Origin of the sequence: Salmonella sp. A29-2, assembly GCF_020150755.1 — a bacterium.
Lineage (GTDB): Bacteria > Pseudomonadota > Gammaproteobacteria > Enterobacterales > Enterobacteriaceae > Salmonella > Salmonella enterica.
On record NZ_CP083731.1, the window covers coordinates 3,059,660 to 3,082,209 of the forward strand.

Consider the following 22,550-nt stretch of genomic DNA (forward strand, 5'->3'; position numbering starts at 1 on the left):
TCCTGAAGCATTTTTCTCTCATTATTCAGAGTACCGAACTTTACGGAAAATTCCGTAAGACCGCATCTTTTTGTGACGACGACTACACTATTTCAATCAGGATAGTGACGCGGACAGGAAGAAAATGACTCAACACACGCGAAATTTTTCATTCAAAGTGCTCACAATTAATACGCACAAAGGTTTTACCGCCTTTAATAAACGCTTCATCCTGCCGGAGCTACGCGACGCCGTCAGAACGGTTGGCGCCGATATCGTCTGTCTGCAAGAAGTGATGGGCGCGCATGAAGTACATCCGCTGCATATCGAAAACTGGCCGGACACTACCCACTATGAATTTTTGGCCGACACCATGTGGAGCGATTTCGCCTATGGCCGCAATGCGGTCTATCCGGAAGGCCATCACGGTAACGCGGTTCTTTCTCGCTATCCCATTGAACATTATGAAAATCGCGACGTCTCGGTCGGCGGTAGCGAAAAACGCGGCGTGCTCTATTGCCGCATTACGCCGCCCATGCTCAACCGCCCTATCCACGTCATGTGCGTACATCTCGGCCTGCGGGAGAGTCACCGCCAGGCACAGCTAACCATGCTGGCGGGATGGGTGAATGCCTTGCCGGAATCAGAACCGGTGCTGGTGGCCGGAGACTTTAATGACTGGCGGCAAAAGGCCGGCCCGCCGTTAAACGCGGCCGGGCTGGAGGAGATATTCACCCGTGCCCATGGCCGACCGGCGCGCACATTCCCGGTGAGTATGCCGCTGCTGCGACTCGATCGTATTTACGTCAAGAATGCGAACGCCAGTTCTCCTACGGCGCTACCGCTGCGGAACTGGCGACATTTATCAGACCATGCCCCCCTTAGCGCGGAGATCCATCTATGAAATGCGGCTGGCGTGAAGGTAATCAAATTCAGCTACTGGAAAACGGCGACCAGTTCTATCCTGCCGTGTTTGAGGCTATCGCTCAGGCACAGCAAAAAATCATTCTGGAAACCTTTATCTTGTTTGAAGATGAGGTGGGTAAAAAACTCCATGCCGCTCTGCTAAAAGCCGCACAGCGCGGCGTAAAAGCCGAAGTATTACTCGACGGCTACGGCTCTCCCGATCTCAGCGACGCGTTTGTCGGCGAATTAACCTCGGCGGGAGTTATTTTTCGCTATTACGACCCCCGCCCGCGTCTACTGGGGTTGCGAACTAATATCTTCCGCCGAATGCACCGCAAAATTGTGGTGATTGATGATCGTATTGCCTTTGTCGGCGGCATTAACTACTCCGCCGAACATATGTCGGATTACGGCCCGCAGGCGAAACAAGACTACGCGGTACGGGTCGAAGGGCCTGTTGTGGCCGATATCCTGCAATTCGAAGTCGAGAATCTGCCGGGGCAAAGCCCCGCGCGCCGCTGGTGGAAGCGCCATCACCAGGCAGAAGAAAACCGTCACCCCGGCGAAGCGCAGGCGCTGTTTGTCTGGCGGGATAATGAAGAGCACCGCGACGATATCGAACGTCATTATCTGAAAATGCTGACCCAGGCAAAGCGTGAAGTGATTATCGCTAACGCCTATTTTTTCCCCGGCTATCGCTTGCTCCACGCAATGCGTAAAGCCGCCCGCCGTGGCGTGAGCGTAAAACTGATTGTCCAGGGGGAACCAGACATGCCGATAGTCAAAGTCGGCGCGCGGTTGCTCTATAACTATCTGGTGAAGGGCGGCGTGCAGGTTTATGAATACCGACGCCGTCCGCTGCATGGCAAAGTGGCGCTGATGGACGATCACTGGGCCACGGTAGGGTCGAGTAATCTCGATCCGCTCAGCCTGTCGCTTAACCTTGAAGCTAACCTGATCATTCACGATCGTACTTTTAACCAGACCCTGCGCGATAATTTACAAGGCATCATCGTGAATGATTGTAAGCAGGTCGATGAGTCTATGCTGCCGAAACGCACCTGGTGGAACCTGACCAAAAGCGTGCTGGCGTTCCACTTTTTACGTCATTTCCCGGCGCTGGTCGGCTGGCTACCTGCGCATACCCCGCATCTGGCGCAGGTTCCCCCGCCTGCCCAGCCAAAAATGGAAACCCAGGATCGCGTTGATCCAGAAAATACAGGAGTGAAGCCCTAATGGCTAAATCGCATCCGCGCTGGCGGCTGGCTAAAAAAGTGCTGACCTGGCTGTTTTTTATTGCGGTCGTCGTTCTGCTGGTGGTTTATGCTAAAAAGGTCGACTGGGGCGATGTCTGGACCGTCATCCGCGACTATAACCGCACGGCGCTTTTAAGCGCTGTAGGACTGGTGATCGTTAGCTATCTTCTGTACGGCTGCTACGACCTGCTTGGACGGCTTTATTGCGGCCATAAGCTGGCGAAGCGACAGGTGATGTTGGTATCGTTCGTCTGCTATGCCTTTAACCTGACGCTCAGCACCTGGGTCGGCGGGATCGGGATGCGTTACCGACTATACTCTCGCCTCGGGTTGCCCGGCAGTACTATTACGCGCATTTTCTCACTCAGCATTACCACTAACTGGCTGGGCTATATTCTGCTTGGCGGCATCATTTTTACCTTCGGCATTGTCCAGCTTCCCGACCACTGGTATATCGATGAAGGCACGCTACGTATTCTCGGTATCGTTTTATTGTTGGTTATCGCGATCTATCTGTGGTTTTGCGCCTTTGCGAAGCGGCGGCATATGACGATTAAAGGGCAGAAACTGGTGCTGCCGTCATGGAAATTCGCGCTGGCGCAGATGGCGATCTCCAGCGCGAACTGGATGGCGATGGGCGCCATCATCTGGCTGCTGATGGGTCAGGATGTGAACTATTTCTTTGTGCTGGGCGTACTGCTGGTGAGCAGTATCGCGGGCGTCATCGTGCATATTCCGGCAGGCATCGGCGTGCTGGAGGCCGTATTCCTCGCGTTGCTGGCGGGCGAACATACGTCGCAAGGCACGATTATCGCCGCCCTGCTCGCGTACCGTGTGCTTTACTATTTTATTCCCCTGTTGCTGGCGCTGGTGTGCTACCTGATCCTGGAGAGCCGGGCGAAGAAGTTGCGGGCGAAAAACGAGCGGGCGATGGCGAAATGAATTTAAGCAGACGCGTTTTCGCTTTCCAGCACAACGCGTTTTATCCGGTAAAAATAAACATATGCTGAGAAAAAAGACGTATTCATCTGTAAGCGGGAAAAAAGCAGCAATGACCAGCTAAACAGCAGCAGGAGCACTTCGTGAAACTCGCCCATGAATACTGATGACAGGGTACAGAACGTTGCCAACGTAACGGAAATAATGGCCAACAATAGCGCATAGCGGTAAATAATGACCCCGCTCATTCTTCCTTTAAGCAGGAGCTGATTTGACGGGGTAAGAAAAGCGATATAGCCCACGGTCAGGAAGAAGACCAGCTCCAGATGCTTTTTATTGTGCAGCTCAAACTGCGCAATAACCATGTTTATACTGACGATCCATGTCATGGTCATCATGATCGCCGTAAGCCCAATAACGCCTCCGTGAGGAATACCTTGTTCATACCAGTTTTTTTTGTAGTGGCTGGCCGGATACACAGGTAACTTAATTTCTGGCGGGATCAACTGCCCTTTTTTCACCAGCTCCGCCAGTGTTTTTCCTGTTAGCCACGTCATCAGATTCATGGGCTTATCATTTCCTTGTCTGTGAGGTGAGATATTTTTGTAATGCGACTCGCACTAATCGACGCCCTAGGCAGAAACGAATCATCATCGTAAACGTTTCGCCATTCATCACCCAGCGGCAAAGCACAACCATAATAATCGCGATAACCAGATCACTCTTTAGTTCGCTATTTTGATTGCACAACACGTCAAATAATCCAGTACCGCAGAGCATAATATTTAATAAAAACAGTAAAACGCAGAGGCGCAACCCCAGGATATAACCCTTGGCAATAAGCCATACCTCAGCCATAACACATAGCATCATACCTATAGCACTGCCCAAATAAATGATTATATTTAGTGGCCAATATAGAATAAACTTATCAAAAACAAAATGCGCACTGCACACACCTCCCACAAGAAGCATAAAACTAAACGCGCAAACAGGCGCAGGATTGGGTAATGAATGTTCCCATGACAATCCGGTAATGAAATGAGAAATCAGCGCTGGCGGGCATTTCTTATTAAAATCCTCGCCGCCATTTTTAATGGCGCGAGTGACGTCTTTAGCTTCACAAAACGCTAACCAAAATTGTTTGCCACATAATTTACTCATTATACCCATCATCACCAACCTGAATAAAAAACCTGCAACACCTACGGCCTGAAAGATAATAGTATTTCCAGAATCATCAAAATGATATAACGACACAGCGTAACCACAGCATTAATAATGCCAAGGTAAAGCGTCAGCGCGCCAAATAAAGCGCAACGAGACAGGGATGAAAACTCGCTGTGGTATAACATGCGGGCATAACCATGAAGTGTCGATTTTTCTAGTGCTGTAATCAATGTCCACACCAATACCGTCAGTACACTGACTATCCAGACCAGAGTGCTACTGGCCACCAGGCTATTGACAACTATCGCAGCGATGATCCCGCTTACCACCATAAAAATTAACGGCCTGAATAGACCAGAACTGATATTCAGGTAGAAAATAAATAAGGCATTAAGACTAAACATGATTCCAACAATCACGAAAATGGTCGCGCCACCTGAGAAAAGGTAAGCTAATGACACGCCGGTAAGCGTAATGATGGCAATATATATCAACGTTGTGACAACAGTGCCAAAGCGGGAAAGACAGGTAATGGCCCCATACCCCAGACCAAGCAAAAGTGCTGATATCCACAAAACAACAACAGGTTGAACGTGGGTTATCAAAAAATGAGTATACAACGTTAACCATATAATGCCGGCGGTACACCATAGTCCCAACGCAGTATACCAATAGGTAAGGGATAACATTGTCGCGGGAATAAATGCTATTTGTCGTATACGTATTGCAGCCAGAGGTCCCACTTGTCATTTATCACTCTTCACATGATCACGGTGATAAGAATGGCAAGCGCAGGAAAACATTTCTAAGATATTTATGCTGTTTCGCCCTAAATATAGTCCTAAAAAAATCCTGGCGCAGGGCCAGGATTTTAAGAGATCGCTATAATTAGCGGCGATTACCAAAAATACGCAGTAACATCAGGAACAGGTTGATAAAGTCCAGGTACAGCGTTAACGCGCCGAGAATCGAATATTTACGCAGATTAGCGCTATCGCGGGTATCTATTTGCTCGCCGATATTTTTCAGTTTCTGCGTGTCATAGGCGGTCAGACCGACAAACACCACCACCCCGATATAGGTTACCGCCCACATCAGCGCTTCACTCTTCAGCCAGAAATTGACCAGCGACGCCAGAACGATACCAATAAGCGCCATAAACAGCATATTGCCGAAACCGCTAAGATCGCGTTTAGTGGTGTACCCGTACAGGCTCATGGCGCCAAACATTCCCCCCGTCACCACAAACGTGCTGGCGATAGAGGAGTAGGTGTAAACGATAAAAATACTGGATAACGTCAATCCGGTTAGCGCCGAATAGAGCATAAACAGCGTGGTCGCCATTCCGGCGCTAAGTTTATGCACCAGTCCCGACAGAACAAACACCAGCGCAAGCTGGGCAATAATTAAGCCAAAGAAGGTGATCTTACTGGAAAAGACAAACATCATGACGGCTGGCGTATTAGCCGCATACCACGCGATAAACGCGGTCAGTAACAGTCCGACCGTCATCCAGCCATACACTTGCGCCATATAGGTCTGCAGGCCGGATCGCGCCTGCACTATTGAATCAGATCGTGGAAATCTGTCCATGATGAACTCCTGTGTGGAAATGATACCCTAAAGCGTATCACATTCTGCTACCAACGTTTCGCCAACTGCTGGTCGCTGTCGCGCGCTTCGACCCAGCGATCGCCTTCCGGCGTGGCTTCACGCTTCCAGAACGGCGCACGGGTTTTCAGATAATCCATAATGAACTGGCCGGCGTCGAACGCGCTACTGCGGTGCGCGCTGGTGACGCCGACAAACACAATCTCATCGCCCGGCCATAATTCGCCAACGCGATGAATCACCGTGACCCGCCCCAGCGGCCAGCGGGAACGCGCCTTGGCGACGATCTCCGCCAGAGCTTTCTCAGTCATGCCGGGATAATGCTCCAGCGTCAGCGCCTTAACGCTATCGCCCAGGTTATGATTGCGCACTTTTCCGGTAAAGGTGACGACCGCGCCGTCTTCGTCACGCGCCGCCAGCCAGGAATATTCCTCCCCGACGCTAAACGGCGCAGGACCGACTACAATTCGCGTTTCGTGCATGTTAGCCCCCCGTGACTGGCGGGAAAAACGCCACTTCATCGCCCGCCGTCAGCGGATGGTCAAAACTGACCAGCGTCTGGTTGACCGCCGCCAACAGCTTGCCGTCTTCCAGCGCCAGCGCCCAACGATCGCTCTTTGTCGCCAGATGCTGTCGCAGCGACTCAACGGTGGAAAAATCTGCTGGAAGATCCAGCGCATCAGTTCCTGTAAGCTCGCGAACCTGGGCGAAGAAAAGCACCTTAATCATGCGCATCCACCTTAAAATCTCCCGATTTGCCGCCGCTTTTCGCCAGCAGGCGCACCGGACCAATTACCATATCTTTTTGTACCGCTTTGCACATGTCGTAGATGGTTAACGCCGCGACGGACGCCGCGGTTAACGCTTCCATTTCGACGCCGGTTTTACCGGTCAGACGGCACAGAGACTCAATACGTACGCGGTTATGCTCCGGCTCGGCCTGAAGCTGAATCTCCACTTTACTTAGCAGTAGCGGGTGGCACAGCGGGATCAGCTCCCAGGTGCGTTTGGCGGCCTGAATACCGGCAATTCGGGCGGTCGCGAAAACATCGCCCTTGTGGTGTTTGCCATCAACAATCATCGCCAGCGTTTCACTACGCATGGTAACGAATGCTTCCGCACGCGCTTCACGAACGGTTTCCGCTTTCGCGGAAACGTCCACCATGTGCGCTTCGCCTGCGGCGTTTATATGGGTTAATTGCGACATCGTTATTTCTTTAAATGAGGGTGAAAATTACATGGGCGTGTACGGGCATCCAGCTGCGGCGCAATGATATTCTCCCATGCGGTTCTGCACGCTTTTGTGGAGCCCGGCATGGCGAAAATCAAGGTGTTATTCGCCACGCCAGCTACCGCGCGCGACTGCAGAGTTGCGGTGCCGATCTCTTCAAACGAGAGCATGCGAAACACTTCGCCAAATCCTTCCACTTCACGATCGAACAGCGGCAACAGCGCTTCCGGCGCCTGATCGCCTTCGGTCAAACCGGTCCCGCCAGTTATCAATACGACCTGCACCTCATCACTGGCGATCCAGGCGGAAACCTGGGCGCGAATCGCGTAACGGTTCTCTTTAACGATGGCTTTCGCCACCACTTCATGCCCGGCCTCCTGCGCCGAATCACGCAGATAATGACCGGAGGTGTCGTCTTCTTCGCCGCGTCGGCTGGAAACAGTAAGAATAGCGATGCGGGTCGGGATAAATTCAGCGCTGACCTGACTCATCTGAAATCTCCTTATTAAGGATTAACCGCCAATGTAAGATAAATTTTGCGTAATACCAGTATTGCTCTGATGAAGGAAGTGGGTCTGCTTTTTCTCCCGCAACGCGTCGGAAATACGTTCCTCAAGCGCGTATTGCTGCGCATCATCCTGTAACAGGTCGCGTAAACTTACGCCGCCGTCGCCAAACAGACATAAATGCAGCTTCCCGACGGACGAAACACGCAGGCGGTTACAGGTGGCGCAGAAATCTTTTTCGTACGGCATAATGAGACCGATCTCACCGGCGTAATCGGGATGACAAAAAACCTGCGCCGGGCCATCGCTACGCTGGCGGAGCTGGTGGATCCAGCCGCGCTTAATCAGCTCGTCGCGCAATACCTGACCCGAAATATGATGTTTGCGGAAGAGATCGCTCCCCTCGCCCGTCTCCATAAGTTCAATGAAGCGTAGCTGAATGGGGCGAGGCTGAATCCAGGCAAGGAAGGTATCCAACTGATGGTGATTCACGTCGCGCATCAGCACGGTGTTGACTTTCACCTTTTCGAAACCGGCGTCAAAGGCGGCATCGATGCCCGCCATCACCTGGCGGAATTTGTCCTGACCGGTAATCGCATGGAACTGACGCGCATCCAGACTATCCACGCTAACATTGACGCCCGTCAGCCCCGCTTCGCGCCAGTTCGCGGCATCGCGCGCCAGTCGATAACCGTTAGTGGTCACCGCGATCTGGCGAATAGCATCATTTTCACCCACGGCGGCAATGATGTCGGTAAAATCGCGGCGTAATGAAGGCTCGCCGCCGGTAAGACGCACCTTCTCCGTGCCAAGACTGGCAAAAGCGCGCGTAACGCGACGAATTTCATCAACGGTAAGGAAACCGTTGTTAGTGACGCCGCCAGGTTTGTAGCCATCCGGCAGGCAGTAGGTGCAACGAAAGTTACACACATCGGTAATCGACAAACGCAAGTAGTAAAACTTACGCGCGAAAGCATCGGTAAGTTGTGAAGCCATGTACACCTTTCCAAATACGGGAGGCGGAGTCATTTCTTCCTGCGCCCTGGTGGCAAACGTTAAACGTTGTCACGGCCAAAGCACCATATCAAAAATGACCCAGGTGCAGAGGCTAGAGTGTTTACTGTGGTTACGCCGATACTAGCGTGTAAATGACAATTTCGCCATCACGCTTTCGCTATATAAACATATACATAGCGATATGATCGTGCTATTTAGCGACAGAATACGTGAAAATCACACTTTTACATTGATATATATCATTTAGCCGTGGTAACGCCCTCGCTATAAAGGGGTAGTCGGGAATAATTAATTGTCTTTTAGCCGGTCGGCTAATTGCTGAAAACCCGCGACTTGCGCTACTGTAGCGCTGCTTATTTGACTTCAGGAATTTTTATGCGCAATCGTACGCTGGCTGACCTTGATCGTGTCGTTGCCCTCGGCGGAGGGCATGGATTAGGACGCGTCCTCTCCTCGCTTTCTTCATTAGGTTCGCGCCTGACCGGCATTGTGACTACCACAGATAACGGGGGGTCAACTGGCCGTATTCGCCGCTCGGAAGGCGGGATCGCCTGGGGCGATATGCGCAACTGTCTGAATCAGTTAATTACCGAACCCAGCGTCGCATCCGCTATGTTTGAGTACCGTTTTGGCGGTAATGGCGAACTTTCTGGTCATAACCTCGGAAATTTGATGTTAAAGGCGTTAGATCATCTGAGCGTGCGGCCTCTGGAAGCGATTAATTTAATTCGTAATCTGCTTAAAGTGGACGCGCAGCTGATCCCGATGTCGGAGCTACCGGTAGATCTGATGGCGATTGACGATCAGGGGCATGAGATTTATGGCGAGGTGAATATCGATCAGTTAGCGACTCCGCCGCAGGAGATCATGTTAACGCCAAACGTTCCGGCGACGCGGGAAGCGGTACAGGCCATTAATGACGCGGATCTGATTCTGATTGGCCCTGGCAGTTTTTATACCAGCCTGATGCCTTGCCTGCTGCTGGATGAACTGGCGCAGGCGCTGCGGCGCACCCCAGCGCCAATGGTGTATATCGGCAATCTGGGTCGCGAACTGAGTCTGCCCGCCGCCAGTTTAACGCTGGTCGATAAGCTGGCAATGATGGAGCAATATATTGGCAAAAAAGTCATTGACGCAGTAGTGGTTGGGCCGCGAGTTGACGTCAGTGCGGTGAACGATCGGCTGGTGATTCAGGAAGTGCTGGAGGCCAGCGATATCCCCTATCGCCACGATCGTCAGTTATTACACAATGCGCTGGAAAAAGCGCTACAGGCGTTGGGTTAAGCCCGTTTACCGACGACGCTGCGCTTATCAAAAGCCTGTTTACACCGAAGGGTAAACAGGCTCCCTCCCTCCCTCTTCTGATAAACTGCGTTCAGCTACCGCCAGTAGGCGCTCATGAGCGAGCTCACCTCTTTTTTCAGCAATATATTCTCCATGAGCTCAGTACAGAGTGACTGATTAATTTCTTCCATTATTTTTTTCCCAATAGCACGCTCTGCGTCAGAGTCGTCTGCTATTCTTAACGCTTCCAGTTCAGCATTGACCCGGCTCTGATACTCATCCGTTTCAATACACTCAGCCCTTTTGTCCATCATTTCACGCCACTCTTCTGGCGCTATACGCTCCAGCACTTTATGCCACGGCCCCCACAGCGCAAACCATTTGTGAAAATCCCTATTTTCAGCAATTTTTATCCTTATTTCCGCATCGTCCAGGTCAGACTCAGTAATACCCGAAACGTTATAGAACCGCATATCCTGGGTCATTGTTGTCAGCGACAGCGACTCTCGTAACTGATTCTGAAAACCCAGGTATACTTCGACTTCGTCAATAAAAAACAGCCGTTTTACCTTTTCTCTGGCGAGCGATTCTATTTGCTCCAGCCGAAAAATTTCACGCCCCGCCATAATCAGTTCCGCTAAGTGGCTATCAAAGGCGCCTCTTTCAGCATCATGAACCAACGTCGCTTCCTGCATTTGGTGGTATGCCAGTGTGACCCGATCTTCACAGCTTATCGTTGCATCCATCGCTATAAAAAATGCGGTTTCTCTTAGTGTGCTATCATCAGCCAGGCGCATTAGCCAGGCGGAGACTTGTTCCTTAAAATCCGGGTGTCGGGTGTTCTGCGTATCGCTAAGACGATCCAGAAACATGCTGAAGGCTGCCGCGTTTACTTCCGTCTCAAACGCCCGCCATTGGTTGACGTCTTCCTCCTCGAGATTGGTTAGCCACCCCTGGACAGCTTGATGCAGTGGTCGAGTTACCCGAACAATTGAAAAGTCGCCCATGGCAAAAAATACCTCGGGTCCCTGATAACCCGCAGAGGACATTAGCCGCTGCATATTCTGTATCGTTCGTTCTGAAAAAGGATTATGTTCTACGATTATTCTTGTAGGTCGAGGTCCCTCACCACGAAAACGGGGTAACGACTCCGGGAGACGGACCAGGCGATTGCGAGAGGCCTGCATTATTTGTAATGCCGCCGGGAGGTTTTCCGGTAGATTACTCAATGCGTTACGGGAAACGTCCAGCGTTGTTATCGTGGGAGGTAGTGTTTCAGGCAGAACAGTAATCTGATTTTTACTTACATCCAGGAACTGTAATTCTGGTGGTAACGATGCGGGCAGACTGGTTAAGGCATTTTCACCGGCCTCCAGATTCTTCAGGCCCGGCGGCAATGTTTCAGGCAGAGCGGTTAACGAATTACTCTGCACATTCAAATGGGTAATCCCTGACGGAAGATGTTCTGGCAGTGTCCTTATGCGGTTATCATAAACGCTCAGGTACCGAAGTTCCTCAGGTAGATTTTCAGGTAAGGAACTAATTTTATTATGGAAAAGATCCAGCGATTGAAGCGCTGAAGGCAAACGTTCCGGTAATTCAGTAATACGGTTAATGCTCAGCTCCATTTTCTTTATGGTATCCGGTAACGTGGCAGGGATACTGGTTAGCTGATTACTGCTGGCATACAGGGTCTTTATATTTCCCTGTAAATTTTCCGGAAAACTTTTCAGTTCATTGTTATCGAGTATCAGAGTAGTTATCTGCTCAGGAATACAGGCGGGTATAGTGGTAAGTCCTAATATTTTCAGACGGAGTTCCGTCTTATTATTTTTCAGGCAGTCACGCATCCGTTGTACGGCTTCTTCACGATTTGCTGCCTCTTCCGCTGGCGCCGCTTTTACCCACTCAGACCAGATTAACTCATAATTCACAGTATCTTTGGAGCCGGAAGCGCTACTCGCCTGCTCGCTTTCTGTCACACGGGTATAGGTGACTGACTTTCCCCCTCCCTCAACGGTATATCCATCTGTATTAAAAACTATAGACAGAATTTCCTGACTATTTTCACTCAAAATACAGTATTGGTCTGCCCCCCCTCTACTATACTGAATATTATCCGCATACGCCGGGAAAGCTAACATCCTTAAACATTCAAACTTGCTTTTGATCTCTTCTGGCGAGGCGGTTTCAGGTGGATGACAAAGATAAGCGATGCAGCTTTGTGCTTCAACCTGATGTTCTGAAGAGAAAAAGGCACTTATTTTATTCCATATCTCTTCTTTTAAAGGCACCTCTGTTGATGCCTCATTGCTAATACTTTGCTGCCTTGCCGTAGATTGTATATTAGTAATATTAAACATATTTTCCCTACCTGATCTGAACGTAACCTAAAGTAACAGATAAGGATATTCTCAACTTTAAATAAGAGGTCCTGGTCGTCATTATTTCGGACAAATCATTCAGTATTTGCAGCGCTTGACTTATAAATGCTCACGCTTCCATCACCTCTTTTTTATGTAGGATGATGTTATCTGTTGCCATGACACGATTTCAACGAACTCACATAAGATTAAAATGACGATCATAAGGATAGCTATACCGATAATACGGGGCGTTTTTTTCATAGCCGAGGAGAGAGGGAAAATTAGCGTTGGGTTCAGCCTCAACGCTAATTTTCTTCAGTTGTGATTAAACTAGCTAACTCATTGATGTTTTTAGTTTTTCGACAATCTCGTTAGTCAAAGCCTGTCACTGTTTTTCATTCCTGACTGACTTAGCCCTTACTATTGCACTGAAATTCTCAAAAGCGAGCCATGGTAACGATGACTCGCTGGCGATCGACACATTGTCAGGACGCCGCGATAAACAACTCGCGTAACTGGTGCAACTGGTCGCGAATTTGCGCGGCTTCTTCAAACTCCAGATTTTGCGCGTGCTGCATCATTTGCCCTTCCAGTTCATGAATTTTCTGCTGCAACGCTTTCGGCGTCATATCCAGTTCGACAATTCCGGCTTTCGCCGTAGAACGGCCCTTGCCTTTCCCCTTCGCTTTGGTTTTCGCAATGTTCTGCCCCAGCGCCAGGATGTCGACCACTTTTTTGTTCAGCCCCTGCGGAGTGATACCGTGCTCTTCGTTGTACTTCTGCTGCTTCTCACGACGTCGCTCGGTTTCGCCAATCGCCTTCGCCATCGACGGCGTGATTTTATCGCCATACAAAATCGCTTTACCGTTAACGTTACGCGCCGCGCGTCCTATGGTCTGAATCAGGGAGCGCTCGGAGCGCAGGAAGCCCTCTTTATCGGCGTCCAGAATCGCCACCAGCGAGACTTCCGGCATATCCAGCCCTTCGCGCAGCAGGTTAATCCCCACCAGAACGTCAAACTCGCCCAGACGCAAATCGCGGATGATTTCCATGCGCTCCACGGTATCAATATCTGAGTGCAGGTAACGCACGCGCTCGCCGTGTTCTTCCAGATATTCGGTCAAATCTTCCGCCATCCGTTTGGTAAGCGTAGTGACAAGGACACGCTCATTAATGGCCGCACGCTGACGAATTTCGGACAGCAGATCGTCCACCTGGGTCGCCACCGGACGCACTTCAATAATCGGGTCCAGCAGCCCGGTCGGTCGCACAACCTGATCCACCACCTCATCACCAGATTTTTCCAGCTCATAGTTGCCGGGCGTGGCGGAAACATAGATAGTTTGCGGCGCTAAGGCTTCAAACTCCTCAAACTTCAGCGGGCGGTTATCCAGCGCCGAAGGCAGACGGAAGCCATACTCGACCAGCGTCTCTTTGCGCGCCCGGTCGCCGCGGTACATGCCGCCTATCTGCGGGATGGTGACATGAGACTCATCCACCACCAGCAGTCCGTCGGCGGGCAGATAATCGAACAAGGTTGGCGGCGGTTCGCCCGGCCCGCGGCCCGACAGAAAGCGGGAATAGTTTTCAATGCCTGAGCAGTAGCCCAGCTCGTTCATCATCTCTAAATCGAACTGCGTGCGCTGGCTTAATCGCTGCTCTTCAAGCAGCTTATTATTTGCCAGCAAGACCTTACGCCTGTCCGCCAGCTCATCTTTTATCTCTTCCATCGCCTGCAGAATACGCTCGCGCGGCGTCACGTAGTGCGTTTTGGGATAGATAGTATAACGTGGCACCGTTGACTCTACCTGCCCGGTTAACGGGTCGAACAGCGACAGGCGTTCCACTTCTTCATCAAACAGCTCAACGCGTAGCGCGATGTCGTCAGATTCAGCCGGGAAGATGTCGATCACTTCGCCGCGCACGCGAAAGGTACCACGCTGAAAAGCTTGATCGTTACGGGTGTATTGCAATTCCGCCAGCCGACGCAAAATCGCGCGCTGGTCAATCAGCATTCCCACCGTCAGATGCAGCATCATTTTCAGGTAGAGATCCGGATCGCCCAGACCGTAAATCGCGGACACGGAAGCCACCACCACGACATCGCGTCGCTCAAGCAACGCTTTCGTTGCCGACAACCGCATTTGCTCAATATGTTCGTTTACCGAAGCGTCTTTTTCGATAAACGTATCCGAACTTGGCACATACGCTTCCGGCTGATAGTAGTCATAGTAGGAGACGAAATACTCCACCGCGTTTTCCGGGAAAAACTCTTTCATTTCGCCGTAGAGCTGCGCCGCCAGGGTTTTATTGGGCGCAAGCACCATCGTTGGCCGCTGCAAGTCCGCAATGACGTTGGCGATGGTGAATGTCTTCCCGGAGCCGGTCACGCCCAATAACGTCTGATGCGCCAGCCCGTCCTCCAGCCCCTCTTCCAGACGACGTATAGCGTCCGGCTGATCGCCAGAAGGTTTAAAAGCGGAATTCAGTTTGAACGGTTTACTCATGAGCGGCTACCTGAAGGAGTGAGCGGGCAGGGGTGTAATTTTACTCTCGACGGTGAATATTGCCAATAAAAAATACTGGATGAAAAAACAGTAACACTCCAGTGTATAATGGCTATCGGCAGATACCCCACGCTATTTAGAGGTAAAACATAGACAGTCGCGGGGTAAAATTCCAGCAGTGTGCTGGTTATCCCCAGACCAGAGTCTTTTTTAACATTTGTCAAGTCGAATGATGAAAGTTTTATGTCAACGTATCCCCCTTCCTTTACAACCATTGATTTTATATAACTTGCTGTCTGAAAAGGGATATTTTCTCAAGCCGTCTTTCGCGCCAATTTAGTCGCAGGCCGCGTCGCCTCTCGCTTACGTTGTGTTTTCTAACTCTAATACACAAGGTTATCCACAGGAATAGTGGATAACTGCTTCCAGCCCGTATCCCCTGCCGCCTGGCAAAATCAGCCCCTGACGTTTTCGCCGGGCGATAAAAAAAAATTATCGCTATTTTTGGCAGATTATTGGCTAACGAGAAGGGAAAAATTGAAGCGTACACGCTCACATTTTGCACATTTTTAGCCTGGCGACGTCAGGAGGGTCTGGCGAAAGAACAGCAGGATCGTCTGATCCTGCAAGAAGGCGGTTTTTAGGCGCGGTCAGGCGTGTTCCAGGGGGCTAAGGTCCAGATACTGTCCTGTCGCCGCCTGCGATGGAGAAACGCCCAGCCACGGGATTTCCCCTAACAGCGGGGCCGGTATGACGCGGCGAAGCGTCGCGAGATATTCACCATGACGCGCGCCTGGCGGCTGTACGTCGTTGGCTATCCATCCGACAAGCGGTAATCCGGCCTGTTCTACCGCCAGCGCCGTCAGCATGGCGTGATTAATACAGCCCAGCTTGACGCCAACAACCAGAATCACCGGCAGCTGCTCCGTCTGTACCCAGTCGGCAAACGTCAGCGTGGCAGAGAGCGGTGTAAACCAGCCGCCCGCCCCTTCTGTCAACACCCAGTCTGCCTGCGCCTCCAGCGTTCGCAATCCGCGTGATAATACCGCCGCGTCTATCGCCCGGCCTTCGTCGGCGCTAACGATGTGGGGAGAGGTAGGCTCGGCAAAAGTATAAGGATTGATAGCGGAATAAGGTTGCGGCAGGCTGCTGTTACGCTGCAAGGCCAGGGCATCGCCATTGCGTAGCCCGTCGGTTGTCATTTCGCTGCCGGAAGCGACGGGCTTATAGCCTACGGTTTGATAACCTAATTGCGTTGCGGCCTGCAATAAGGCGCAACTGGCAACCGTTTTACCGACTTCAGTATCAGTACCGGTCACAAAATAGCGTTTAGTCACGTTCAATCACTCCCATAAAAAGATGGTACGTCAGCGGATATTTCCCCTGCCGCTGCGGCCATGCCAACTGAATCTGTCTAAGCCGGGCGCGGGTTAATACATCTGACTCCCGCCCTTCATGAAGATGGGTGGCGCCAATGCCTTTAAGCGAGCGCATCGCGCTCAGGGCATCCTCAAACCACAATGTCATCGCCTGAGTATGACGAGACGCCCGCCAGCCGCGCAGCGCGTGGTCAATGGCCTCTTCCGGCAAAAAGCTATTCGCGTGAGCGCGATTATCGACGGCCTGCCATGCCTGACGCAGCTCCGGCAACGACCCCTGGCACAAGGTGGTAAACGCCACCACGCCGCCGGGCCGTACAACCCGATACAACTCGCTCAACGCATCACGTAAATCGCTACACCACTGGACCGCCAGGTTGCTCCAGGCCAGGTCAAAAACTTCGGCGTCATGGGGAATCGCTTCGATATCCGCCAGCAAATAGTGATGCGCCGCCTGACGATCGCGAGCCTGTTGCAGCATCGGCAGCGAAAGATCCAGGGCGGTCACTTCGCTCCCCCGCTCTCGCCAGTAACGACTCATACGTCCGGGGCCGCAGCCTGCGTCCAACACACTGGCAAACTGGCGGCCTGCCAACAGCGTCAGCAGCGCATCCGCGCTGTGTTGCTGCAAAGAGGCGTGCTGTTCATATTGCGATGCGGCCCGGCCAAACGCCGCCGCAATAGCCTGCTTATTCACCTGCGCCATGCAGCACCTCCAGCAGACGGTCGATATCGCACGCTTCATGCGCCTGCGTTAACGTTAAGCGCAGGCGCGCCGTGCCGACAGGCACCGTCGGCGGGCGAATCGCCGTCGCCCAGCATCCTTGTTGACGCAGCGCCTCCGCCAGGCGCAATGCACGGCTGTTATCGCCCACGATTAACGGCTGGATGGCGCTATGAGCATTCAGTAGCGTAAATCGGGACGCGTTAACGCCGGCCCGAAAGCGCTGAACCAGAGCGGCGAGTTTTTCGCGCCGTTCACCACCTTCATCGCTACGGATCACCGCCAGCGAGGCGCTTAACGCCTGCGCCTGGGCGGGCGGCATACTGGTGCTGTAAACCAGATGACGGGCAAATTGCAGCAGATAATCCGCGACGCTTTCCGAGCAGAGCACCGCTGCGCCGCTGACGCCAAACCCCTTACCGAAAGTCACCACCAGCAACTCAGGCTTCACCCCCCGTTGCCAGCAGGTGCCCCGCCCCTCATCGCCAGTCACGCCGATGCCGTGCGCATCATCAACCAACAGCCAGGCATGATGCCTGCGGGCAATGTGCTGGATTTCCGCCAGCGGCGCGCTGTCGCCGTCCATGCTGTATACACCTTCTGTCACCACCAGTTGCTGACCCACGCAGGGCGATTGCAGTAAACGCGACAGATGCTGCGTATCGTTATGGATAAAGCGGCGAAGCTGCGCCGGACTCAGATTGGCGGCCTCCAGCAGGGAAGCATGACTCAACCTGTCGGCCACAATCCGGTCATTTTTTTTCATTAAGGCGGTAATGACCGCCTGATTCGCCGCAAAGCCAGAGATAAACAGCAGCGTGCGTGGATATCCTAACCATTGCGCCAGTTCCTCCTCTAACGCCTGGTGCGCCACGGAATAACCGCTGATATGACCCGACCCGCCGCTGCCGACGCCAAAACGCGTCGCTGCCTGTTGCCAGGCGCGAATAATCTGCGGGTGTTGACTTAAGCCGAGGTAATCATTGCTGGAGAAGTTAAGATACTGTCGCCCGTTCGCTACCAGCCAGCGTCCGGCGCCCTGCGACACCACATAGCGGCGGCGCAACGTATCCGTCGCCCGACGCGCCGTCAGCGCATCGTCGACGCGTTGTTGCCAACTCATAAGGCTGCCGCGTTGTAATAATCATCGGTGTCAGGCGTCATCAGCGTCTGCTCCAGACGTTGCTGCTGCTCGTTATCGCCCGCCAGCACCCTGGTCTGCTGCGGATTCAGCCCCAGCTTACGGAATAACTGCAGATCCTTGTCCTCTGCCGGATTTGGCGTAGTTAACAATTTGCAGCCATAGAAAATCGAGTTCGCCCCGGCCATAAAGCACATCGCCTGGGTCTGCTCGTTCATCTGTTCACGCCCTGCGGAAAGACGCACGTATGAGGTCGGCATCATGATGCGCGCCACGGCGATAGTACGAATAAAATCAAACGCATCCACGTCATCGTTATCCGCAAGCGGTGTGCCTTTCACCTTCACCAGCATGTTGATTGGCACGCTTTCCGGCGGCGTCGGCAGGTTCGCCAACTGCAACAACAGTCCGGCGCGATCGGTAACCGTTTCGCCCAGACCCACAATGCCGCCGGAGCACACTTTAATCCCTGCTTCACGGACTTTTTCCAGCGTGTCGAGGCGCTCCTGATAGGTACGAGTAGTGATGATATTGCCGTAAAACTCCGGCGAGGTATCGAGGTTGTGGTTGTAGTAATCCAGCCCGGCGTTAGCCAGACGCTGCGCCTGGCTCTCGTTCAACATGCCGAGCGTCATACAGGTTTCCAGCCCCATCGCTTTGACGCCCTGTACAATCTGCTCCAGATAAGGCATATCGCGTTCATGCGGATTCTTCCAGGCCGCTCCCATACAGAAGCGGGTCGAACCGGCGTTTTTCGCTTTACGGGCGGAGTCCAGTACCTGCTCTACCTCCATTAAACGCTCGGCTTCCAGCCCGGTTTTATAGCGCGAGCTCTGCGGGCAGTATTTACAATCCTCCGGGCAGGCGCCGGTTTTGATCGACAGCAGCGTACTAACCTGTACCTGCTGCGGATCGAAATGCTGGCGATGAATTTGCTGCGCTTCAAACAGCAATTCCAGCAGTGGTTTTTCAAATAATTCGGTTACTTGCGACAGTGTCCAGCGTGGGTGGCGAGCCATCGGGCTTCTCCAAAATATGTTGTTTGTTTTTGATATGGTGTAGACTCGTAAACCTAAATCTTTTTAATTTGGTTTACAAGTCGATTATGACAACGGACGATCTGGCCTTCGATAAACGCCATATTTGGCATCCTTACACTTCCATGACCTCGCCGCTGCCGGTATATCCCGTTGAGCGGGCCGAAGGCTGCGAGCTGGTTCTCGCCTCGGGCGAACGCCTGATTGAGGGGATGTCCTCCTGGTGGGCGGCCATTCATGGTTATAACCACCCGCAATTGAATGCGGCGATGAAAGCGCAAATTGACGCCATGTCGCATGTCATGTTCGGCGGCATAACCCATCAACCTGCGGTGAATCTGTGCCGTAAGCTGGTCGCGATAACGCCTGAGCCGCTGGAGTGTGTCTTTCTGGCCGACTCCGGTTCGGTGTCGGTGGAAGTGGCCATGAAGATGGCGCTGCAATACTGGCAGGCGCGGGGCGAATCGCGTCAGCGTTTTCTGACGTTTCGCCACGGTTATCATGGCGACACGTTCGGCGCGATGTCGGTGTGCGATCCGGATAACTCCATGCACAGCTTGTGGAAAGGCTATCTGCCGGAAAATCTGTTCGCGCCGGCGCCGCAAAGCCGGATGGATGGCGAATGGGATGAAAGCGACATCGCGCCATTTGCCCGCCTGATGGCCGCGCATCGCCATGAAATAGCCGCCGTGATTCTGGAACCTATCGTTCAGGGCGCGGGCGGGATGCGCATATATCATCCACAATGGCTCAGGCGTATTCGTAACATGTGCGATCGCGAAGGCATTCTGCTGATTGCCGATGAAATAGCCACCGGGTTTGGCCGTACCGGCAAACTGTTCGCCTGCGAGCACGCCGGGATCGCGCCGGATATTCTGTGTCTCGGCAAAGCCTTAACCGGCGGCACCATGACCCTCTCGGCAACGCTCACGACACGCCAGGTTGCAGAGACTATTAGCAACGGCGAGGCGGGGTGTTTTATGCATGGCCCGACGTTTATGGGGAATCCGCTGGCCTGCGCCGTCGCTTGCGCCAGCCTGACGCTGCTGGAAAGCGGCGAATGGCGTCAGCAGGTGGCGTCTATCGAGTCTCAGTTACGCGCTGAGTTAGCCCCCGCGCAAAGTTCGCCCTGGGTGGCGGATGTGCGGGTGTTGGGCGCGATTGGGGTGGTTGAAACCACGCACACGGTCAATATGGCGGCGCTTCAACGCTTCTTCGTCGGGCAAGGCGTCTGGATCAGGCCGTTCGGCAAGCTAATCTACCTGATGCCGCCCTACATTATTCGTCCGGATCAACTGCGCCGTTTGACCCAGGCGGTCAATGACGCGGTACACAATGAAACATTTTTTAGCCATTAATCAGCGGTAAGCGATGCTGCTTCTGGCTACACTTCTGGTGAGTCAAAAGGAGAGCGCATGAAACTTATCAGCAACGATTTGCGCGATGGAGATAAACTTCCTCATCGCCACGTTTTTAACGGTATGGGCTATGATGGCGATAATATTTCGCCGCATCTGGCCTGGGACGACGTACCGATGGGCACCAAAAGTTTTGTCGTGACCTGTTACGATCCCGACGCGCCGACCGGCTCCGGCTGGTGGCACTGGGTGGTGGTGAACCTCCCGGCGGATACGCGCGTACTGACCCAGGGGTTCGGCTCAGGCCTGGTGGCCGTACCAGACGGCGTCATTCAGACGCGTACCGATTTCGGTAAAGCGGGCTACGGCGGCGCGGCGCCGCCTAAAGGGGAAACGCACCGCTATATCTTTACGGTTCACGCGCTGGACGTCGAGCGTCTTGACGTTGATGAAGACGCCAGCGGCGCGATGGTCGGCTTTAATGTGCATTTCCATTCGCTCGCCAGCGCCTCGATCACGGCGATGTTCAGTTAAACGCTGTGCCGGATGGCGGCGTAAACGTCTTACCCTGCCAACGGGTTGGGTAAGCCGAATACGCGCCGCGCCATCCGGCAGCATTCACATAAAGTCCGGCACCAGACGCTGTAACGCGCCTTGCGCCAGCAGCGCCGTCGCACACTCAATATCGGGCGCGAAAAAACGATCCTGCGTATAGTGCGCCACCTGCTCGCGCAGTGTCTGCCGCGCCTGTTCCAGTAACGGGCTGGAGGTTAACCCTTCCCGTAAATCTATCCCCTGACAGGCAGCCAGCCACTCCACGGCAATGATGCCGCGGGTATTCGCCGCCATTTCCCAGAGTCGCCGTCCTGCCGCCGGGGCCATTGAGACATGATCTTCCTGATTCGCCGAGGTCGGCAGGCTATCCACGCTGTGCGGGTGCGCCAGCGCTTTATTCTCGCTGGCGAGCGCCGCGGCGGTGACCTGGGCAATCATAAAACCGGAATTAACGCCGCCATTTTTTACCAGGAACGGCGGTAACTGCGACATATGTTTATCCATCATCAGCGCGATGCGCCGCTCCGATAGCGCGCCGATTTCCGCTATCGCCAGCGCCAGATTATCCGCCGCCATGGCAACCGGTTCAGCATGGAAGTTACCGCCGGAGATCACCTCCCCCGCATCGGCAAAGACCAGCGGATTATCGGATACCGCGTTGGCCTCAGCCAGCAGTACCTCTTTCGTCTGACGTAACTGGGTCAGACAAGCGCCCATTACCTGCGGCTGGCAGCGAAGGGAATACGGGTCCTGAACTTTATGACAGTGGTAATGTGATTCAGCAATGGCGCTGGTATCGGTCAGCAGATGCCGGAACAACCGCGCGGCGTCAATTTGCCCCTGTTGTCCGCGCGCGGCATGAATGCGCGCATCAAAAGGACGGCGCGATCCCAGTACGGCTTCGGTGGTCAGCGCGCCGCAGACAACGGCGGAGGCAAATAACTCCTGTGCCTCAAACAAACCGCGCAGCGCGAAGGCCGTTGACGCCTGGGTGCCGTTAAGCAGCGCCAGCCCCTCTTTAGCCGCCAGCGCGACAGGCTCCAGTCCGGCCTTTTTTAGCGCCGTCTGCGCCGGAAGCCATTCACCCTGCCAGTGCGCTTTTCCTTCGCCAAGCAGCGTCAGCGACAGATGCGCCAGCGGCGCTAAGTCGCCCGACGCGCCAACCGAGCCTTTTGCCGGAATCAGCGGATACACGCCGGCATTCACCAGAGCGATGAGCGCCTCTATCACGCTCAACCGAATCCCGGAAAACCCGCGCGCCAGGCTATTGATTTTCAATACCATAATCAGACGCACCATCGCGTCATCCAGTGGGTCGCCTACGCCCGCGGCGTGAGACAGCACCAACGATCGCTGTAGATTTTGCAAGTCTTCATCAGCGATGCGCGTCTGCGCCAGCAGGCCGAAACCGGTGTTGATGCCGTAGGCGGTACGTCCTTCGGCAACGATATCATTGACGCACGCGACGCTGGCGTTAATGCCGTCAATGGCGCTGGCGTCCAGCCGAAGCTGTACCGGATGACGCCAGACATAGTACAGTTGAGAGAGGCTTAACTGCCCCGGAGTGAGTGTCATGGTGTTCAT

Annotated in this window: 22 protein-coding genes, 1 pseudogene and 1 riboswitch; of the genes and pseudogenes, 6 read left to right on the plus strand and 17 right to left on the minus strand. The window is 53.3% G+C overall.

The features are described 5' to 3' along the window. The first annotated feature begins 124 nt into the window (after positions 1 to 124). From K8W53_RS14965 to K8W53_RS14975, 3 genes are read left to right on the plus strand one after another with little or no spacing between them, the layout of a single operon-like run. Positions 125 to 883 carry an endonuclease/exonuclease/phosphatase family protein gene (locus K8W53_RS14965; RefSeq protein WP_000192039.1) on the plus strand — a complete coding sequence of 253 codons (759 nt, stop codon included), beginning with the start codon at positions 125 to 127 and terminating at the stop codon, positions 881 to 883. Beyond that, positions 880 to 2,121 (plus strand): cardiolipin synthase ClsB, encoded by a 1,242-nt coding sequence (gene clsB, locus K8W53_RS14970; protein WP_023223741.1) that lies wholly within the window; start codon positions 880 to 882, stop codon positions 2,119 to 2,121. The genes K8W53_RS14965 and clsB overlap by 4 nt, the downstream gene beginning before the upstream one ends. Beyond that, entirely contained in the window at positions 2,121 to 3,083 is a 963-nt protein-coding gene (locus tag K8W53_RS14975) for a lysylphosphatidylglycerol synthase transmembrane domain-containing protein (protein WP_001129818.1), read from the plus strand. The genes clsB and K8W53_RS14975 overlap by 1 nt, the downstream gene beginning before the upstream one ends. A 2-nt stretch (positions 3,084 to 3,085) precedes the next feature. Here the strand turns inward: K8W53_RS14975 and K8W53_RS14980 are convergent, their stop codons facing one another. The 9 genes from K8W53_RS14980 to moaA form a co-directional block, all read right to left on the minus strand. Then, entirely contained in the window at positions 3,086 to 3,646 is a 561-nt protein-coding gene (locus K8W53_RS14980; RefSeq protein WP_001750124.1) for a hypothetical protein, read from the minus strand. A 7-nt stretch (positions 3,647 to 3,653) separates the two neighbouring features. After that, positions 3,654 to 4,262, minus strand: coding sequence for a hypothetical protein (locus tag K8W53_RS14985; RefSeq protein WP_077944474.1), 609 nt, complete (start codon positions 4,260 to 4,262; stop codon positions 3,654 to 3,656). 23 nt (positions 4,263 to 4,285) lie between these two features. After that, the gene (locus tag K8W53_RS14990; RefSeq protein ID WP_023223739.1) at positions 4,286 to 4,993 is read right to left on the minus strand and encodes a Bax inhibitor-1 family protein; all 708 of its coding nucleotides are present in this window, start codon (positions 4,991 to 4,993) and stop codon (positions 4,286 to 4,288) included. A 145-nt stretch (positions 4,994 to 5,138) separates the two neighbouring features. After that, entirely contained in the window at positions 5,139 to 5,843 is a 705-nt protein-coding gene (locus tag K8W53_RS14995; protein WP_000373611.1) for a Bax inhibitor-1 family protein, read from the minus strand. 47 nt (positions 5,844 to 5,890) lie between these two features. Next, complete coding sequence (moaE, locus tag K8W53_RS15000) at positions 5,891 to 6,343, minus strand: molybdopterin synthase catalytic subunit MoaE (RefSeq protein WP_000545202.1); 453 nt, start codon at positions 6,341 to 6,343, stop codon at positions 5,891 to 5,893. A gap of 1 nt (position 6,344) precedes the next feature. After that, entirely contained in the window at positions 6,345 to 6,590 is a 246-nt protein-coding gene (gene moaD, locus K8W53_RS15005; protein WP_000598596.1) for a molybdopterin synthase sulfur carrier subunit, read from the minus strand. Continuing rightward, positions 6,583 to 7,068: a cyclic pyranopterin monophosphate synthase MoaC gene (gene moaC / locus K8W53_RS15010; RefSeq protein WP_000080894.1), complete on the minus strand. Its 486-nt coding sequence runs from the start codon at positions 7,066 to 7,068 to the stop codon at positions 6,583 to 6,585. The genes moaD and moaC overlap by 8 nt, the downstream gene beginning before the upstream one ends. A gap of 2 nt (positions 7,069 to 7,070) precedes the next feature. Further along, the gene (gene moaB, locus K8W53_RS15015; RefSeq protein ID WP_000084604.1) at positions 7,071 to 7,583 is read right to left on the minus strand and encodes a molybdenum cofactor biosynthesis protein B; all 513 of its coding nucleotides are present in this window, start codon (positions 7,581 to 7,583) and stop codon (positions 7,071 to 7,073) included. Between the two features lie 21 nt (positions 7,584 to 7,604). Next, the gene (moaA, locus tag K8W53_RS15020) at positions 7,605 to 8,594 is read right to left on the minus strand and encodes a GTP 3',8-cyclase MoaA (protein ID WP_000168180.1); all 990 of its coding nucleotides are present in this window, start codon (positions 8,592 to 8,594) and stop codon (positions 7,605 to 7,607) included. Continuing rightward, positions 8,582 to 8,726, minus strand: a riboswitch (molybdenum cofactor riboswitch). (Overlaps the previous gene by 13 nt.) 264 nt (positions 8,727 to 8,990) lie before the next feature. On the opposite strand from moaA, the gene yvcK reads away from it, so the two are divergent. Continuing rightward, on the plus strand, positions 8,991 to 9,899 hold the full coding sequence (yvcK, locus tag K8W53_RS15025; protein ID WP_001246033.1) for a uridine diphosphate-N-acetylglucosamine-binding protein YvcK: 909 nt from the start codon (positions 8,991 to 8,993) through the stop codon (positions 9,897 to 9,899). Between the two features lie 95 nt (positions 9,900 to 9,994). Here the strand turns inward: yvcK and slrP are convergent, their stop codons facing one another. From slrP to bioB, 7 genes and pseudogenes are all read right to left on the minus strand, one after another. Next, the gene (slrP, locus tag K8W53_RS15030) at positions 9,995 to 12,262 is read right to left on the minus strand and encodes an SPI-1 type III secretion system effector E3 ubiquitin transferase SlrP (RefSeq protein ID WP_023223738.1); all 2,268 of its coding nucleotides are present in this window, start codon (positions 12,260 to 12,262) and stop codon (positions 9,995 to 9,997) included. 7 nt (positions 12,263 to 12,269) lie between these two features. Continuing rightward, positions 12,270 to 12,443, minus strand: a pseudogene (locus K8W53_RS15035) (hypothetical protein). A 307-nt stretch (positions 12,444 to 12,750) separates the two neighbouring features. Next, complete coding sequence (uvrB, locus tag K8W53_RS15040) at positions 12,751 to 14,772, minus strand: excinuclease ABC subunit UvrB (RefSeq protein WP_000042502.1); 2,022 nt, start codon at positions 14,770 to 14,772, stop codon at positions 12,751 to 12,753. Positions 14,773 to 15,422: 650 nt separating this feature from the next. After that, positions 15,423 to 16,109, minus strand: a complete 687-nt coding sequence (gene bioD, locus K8W53_RS15045; protein ID WP_017441924.1) for a dethiobiotin synthase — start codon at positions 16,107 to 16,109, stop codon at positions 15,423 to 15,425. Beyond that, on the minus strand, positions 16,102 to 16,857 hold the full coding sequence (gene bioC, locus K8W53_RS15050) for a malonyl-ACP O-methyltransferase BioC (protein ID WP_017441923.1): 756 nt from the start codon (positions 16,855 to 16,857) through the stop codon (positions 16,102 to 16,104). Before bioC ends, bioD begins: the two co-directional genes overlap by 8 nt. Further along, on the minus strand, positions 16,841 to 17,998 hold the full coding sequence (gene bioF, locus K8W53_RS15055) for an 8-amino-7-oxononanoate synthase (protein ID WP_023223737.1): 1,158 nt from the start codon (positions 17,996 to 17,998) through the stop codon (positions 16,841 to 16,843). Before bioF ends, bioC begins: the two co-directional genes overlap by 17 nt. Then, positions 17,995 to 19,035 carry a biotin synthase BioB gene (bioB, locus tag K8W53_RS15060; RefSeq protein WP_000090727.1) on the minus strand — a complete coding sequence of 347 codons (1,041 nt, stop codon included), beginning with the start codon at positions 19,033 to 19,035 and terminating at the stop codon, positions 17,995 to 17,997. The genes bioF and bioB overlap by 4 nt, the downstream gene beginning before the upstream one ends. A gap of 86 nt (positions 19,036 to 19,121) precedes the next feature. On the opposite strand from bioB, the gene bioA reads away from it, so the two are divergent. Next, positions 19,122 to 20,411 carry an adenosylmethionine--8-amino-7-oxononanoate transaminase gene (bioA, locus tag K8W53_RS15065; RefSeq protein ID WP_000205504.1) on the plus strand — a complete coding sequence of 430 codons (1,290 nt, stop codon included), beginning with the start codon at positions 19,122 to 19,124 and terminating at the stop codon, positions 20,409 to 20,411. Between the two features lie 57 nt (positions 20,412 to 20,468). Next, complete coding sequence (locus K8W53_RS15070; RefSeq protein WP_000767403.1) at positions 20,469 to 20,945, plus strand: kinase inhibitor; 477 nt, start codon at positions 20,469 to 20,471, stop codon at positions 20,943 to 20,945. Positions 20,946 to 21,029: 84 nt separating this feature from the next. Here the strand turns inward: K8W53_RS15070 and hutH are convergent, their stop codons facing one another. Next, complete coding sequence (gene hutH, locus K8W53_RS15075; protein WP_052939247.1) at positions 21,030 to 22,550, minus strand: histidine ammonia-lyase; 1,521 nt, start codon at positions 22,548 to 22,550, stop codon at positions 21,030 to 21,032.

Excerpts from the sequence above, each read along its gene's own strand:
- yvcK (WP_001246033.1), top strand. The coding sequence starts at position 8,991 with ATGCGCAATCGTACGCTGGCTGACCTTGATCGTGTCGTTGCCCTCGGC.
- slrP (WP_023223738.1), bottom strand. The coding sequence starts at position 12,262 with ATGTTTAATATTACTAATATACAATCTACGGCAAGGCAGCAAAGTATT.
- hutH (WP_052939247.1), bottom strand. The coding sequence starts at position 22,550 with ATGAACACCATGACACTCACTCCGGGGCAGTTAAGCCTCTCTCAACTG.
- K8W53_RS14975 (WP_001129818.1), top strand. The coding sequence starts at position 2,121 with ATGGCTAAATCGCATCCGCGCTGGCGGCTGGCTAAAAAAGTGCTGACC.
- bioB (WP_000090727.1), bottom strand. The coding sequence starts at position 19,035 with ATGGCTCGCCACCCACGCTGGACACTGTCGCAAGTAACCGAATTATTT.
- uvrB (WP_000042502.1), bottom strand. The coding sequence starts at position 14,772 with ATGAGTAAACCGTTCAAACTGAATTCCGCTTTTAAACCTTCTGGCGAT.
- K8W53_RS15070 (WP_000767403.1), top strand. The coding sequence starts at position 20,469 with ATGAAACTTATCAGCAACGATTTGCGCGATGGAGATAAACTTCCTCAT.
- bioA (WP_000205504.1), top strand. The coding sequence starts at position 19,122 with ATGACAACGGACGATCTGGCCTTCGATAAACGCCATATTTGGCATCCT.
- moaE (WP_000545202.1), bottom strand. The coding sequence starts at position 6,343 with ATGCACGAAACGCGAATTGTAGTCGGTCCTGCGCCGTTTAGCGTCGGG.
- K8W53_RS14965 (WP_000192039.1), top strand. The coding sequence starts at position 125 with ATGACTCAACACACGCGAAATTTTTCATTCAAAGTGCTCACAATTAAT.
- bioC (WP_017441923.1), bottom strand. The coding sequence starts at position 16,857 with ATGGCGCAGGTGAATAAGCAGGCTATTGCGGCGGCGTTTGGCCGGGCC.
- moaB (WP_000084604.1), bottom strand. The coding sequence starts at position 7,583 with ATGAGTCAGGTCAGCGCTGAATTTATCCCGACCCGCATCGCTATTCTT.
- K8W53_RS14980 (WP_001750124.1), bottom strand. The coding sequence starts at position 3,646 with ATGAATCTGATGACGTGGCTAACAGGAAAAACACTGGCGGAGCTGGTG.
- K8W53_RS14995 (WP_000373611.1), bottom strand. The coding sequence starts at position 5,843 with ATGGACAGATTTCCACGATCTGATTCAATAGTGCAGGCGCGATCCGGC.
- clsB (WP_023223741.1), top strand. The coding sequence starts at position 880 with ATGAAATGCGGCTGGCGTGAAGGTAATCAAATTCAGCTACTGGAAAAC.
- moaD (WP_000598596.1), bottom strand. The coding sequence starts at position 6,590 with ATGATTAAGGTGCTTTTCTTCGCCCAGGTTCGCGAGCTTACAGGAACT.
- moaA (WP_000168180.1), bottom strand. The coding sequence starts at position 8,594 with ATGGCTTCACAACTTACCGATGCTTTCGCGCGTAAGTTTTACTACTTG.
- moaC (WP_000080894.1), bottom strand. The coding sequence starts at position 7,068 with ATGTCGCAATTAACCCATATAAACGCCGCAGGCGAAGCGCACATGGTG.
- bioF (WP_023223737.1), bottom strand. The coding sequence starts at position 17,998 with ATGAGTTGGCAACAACGCGTCGACGATGCGCTGACGGCGCGTCGGGCG.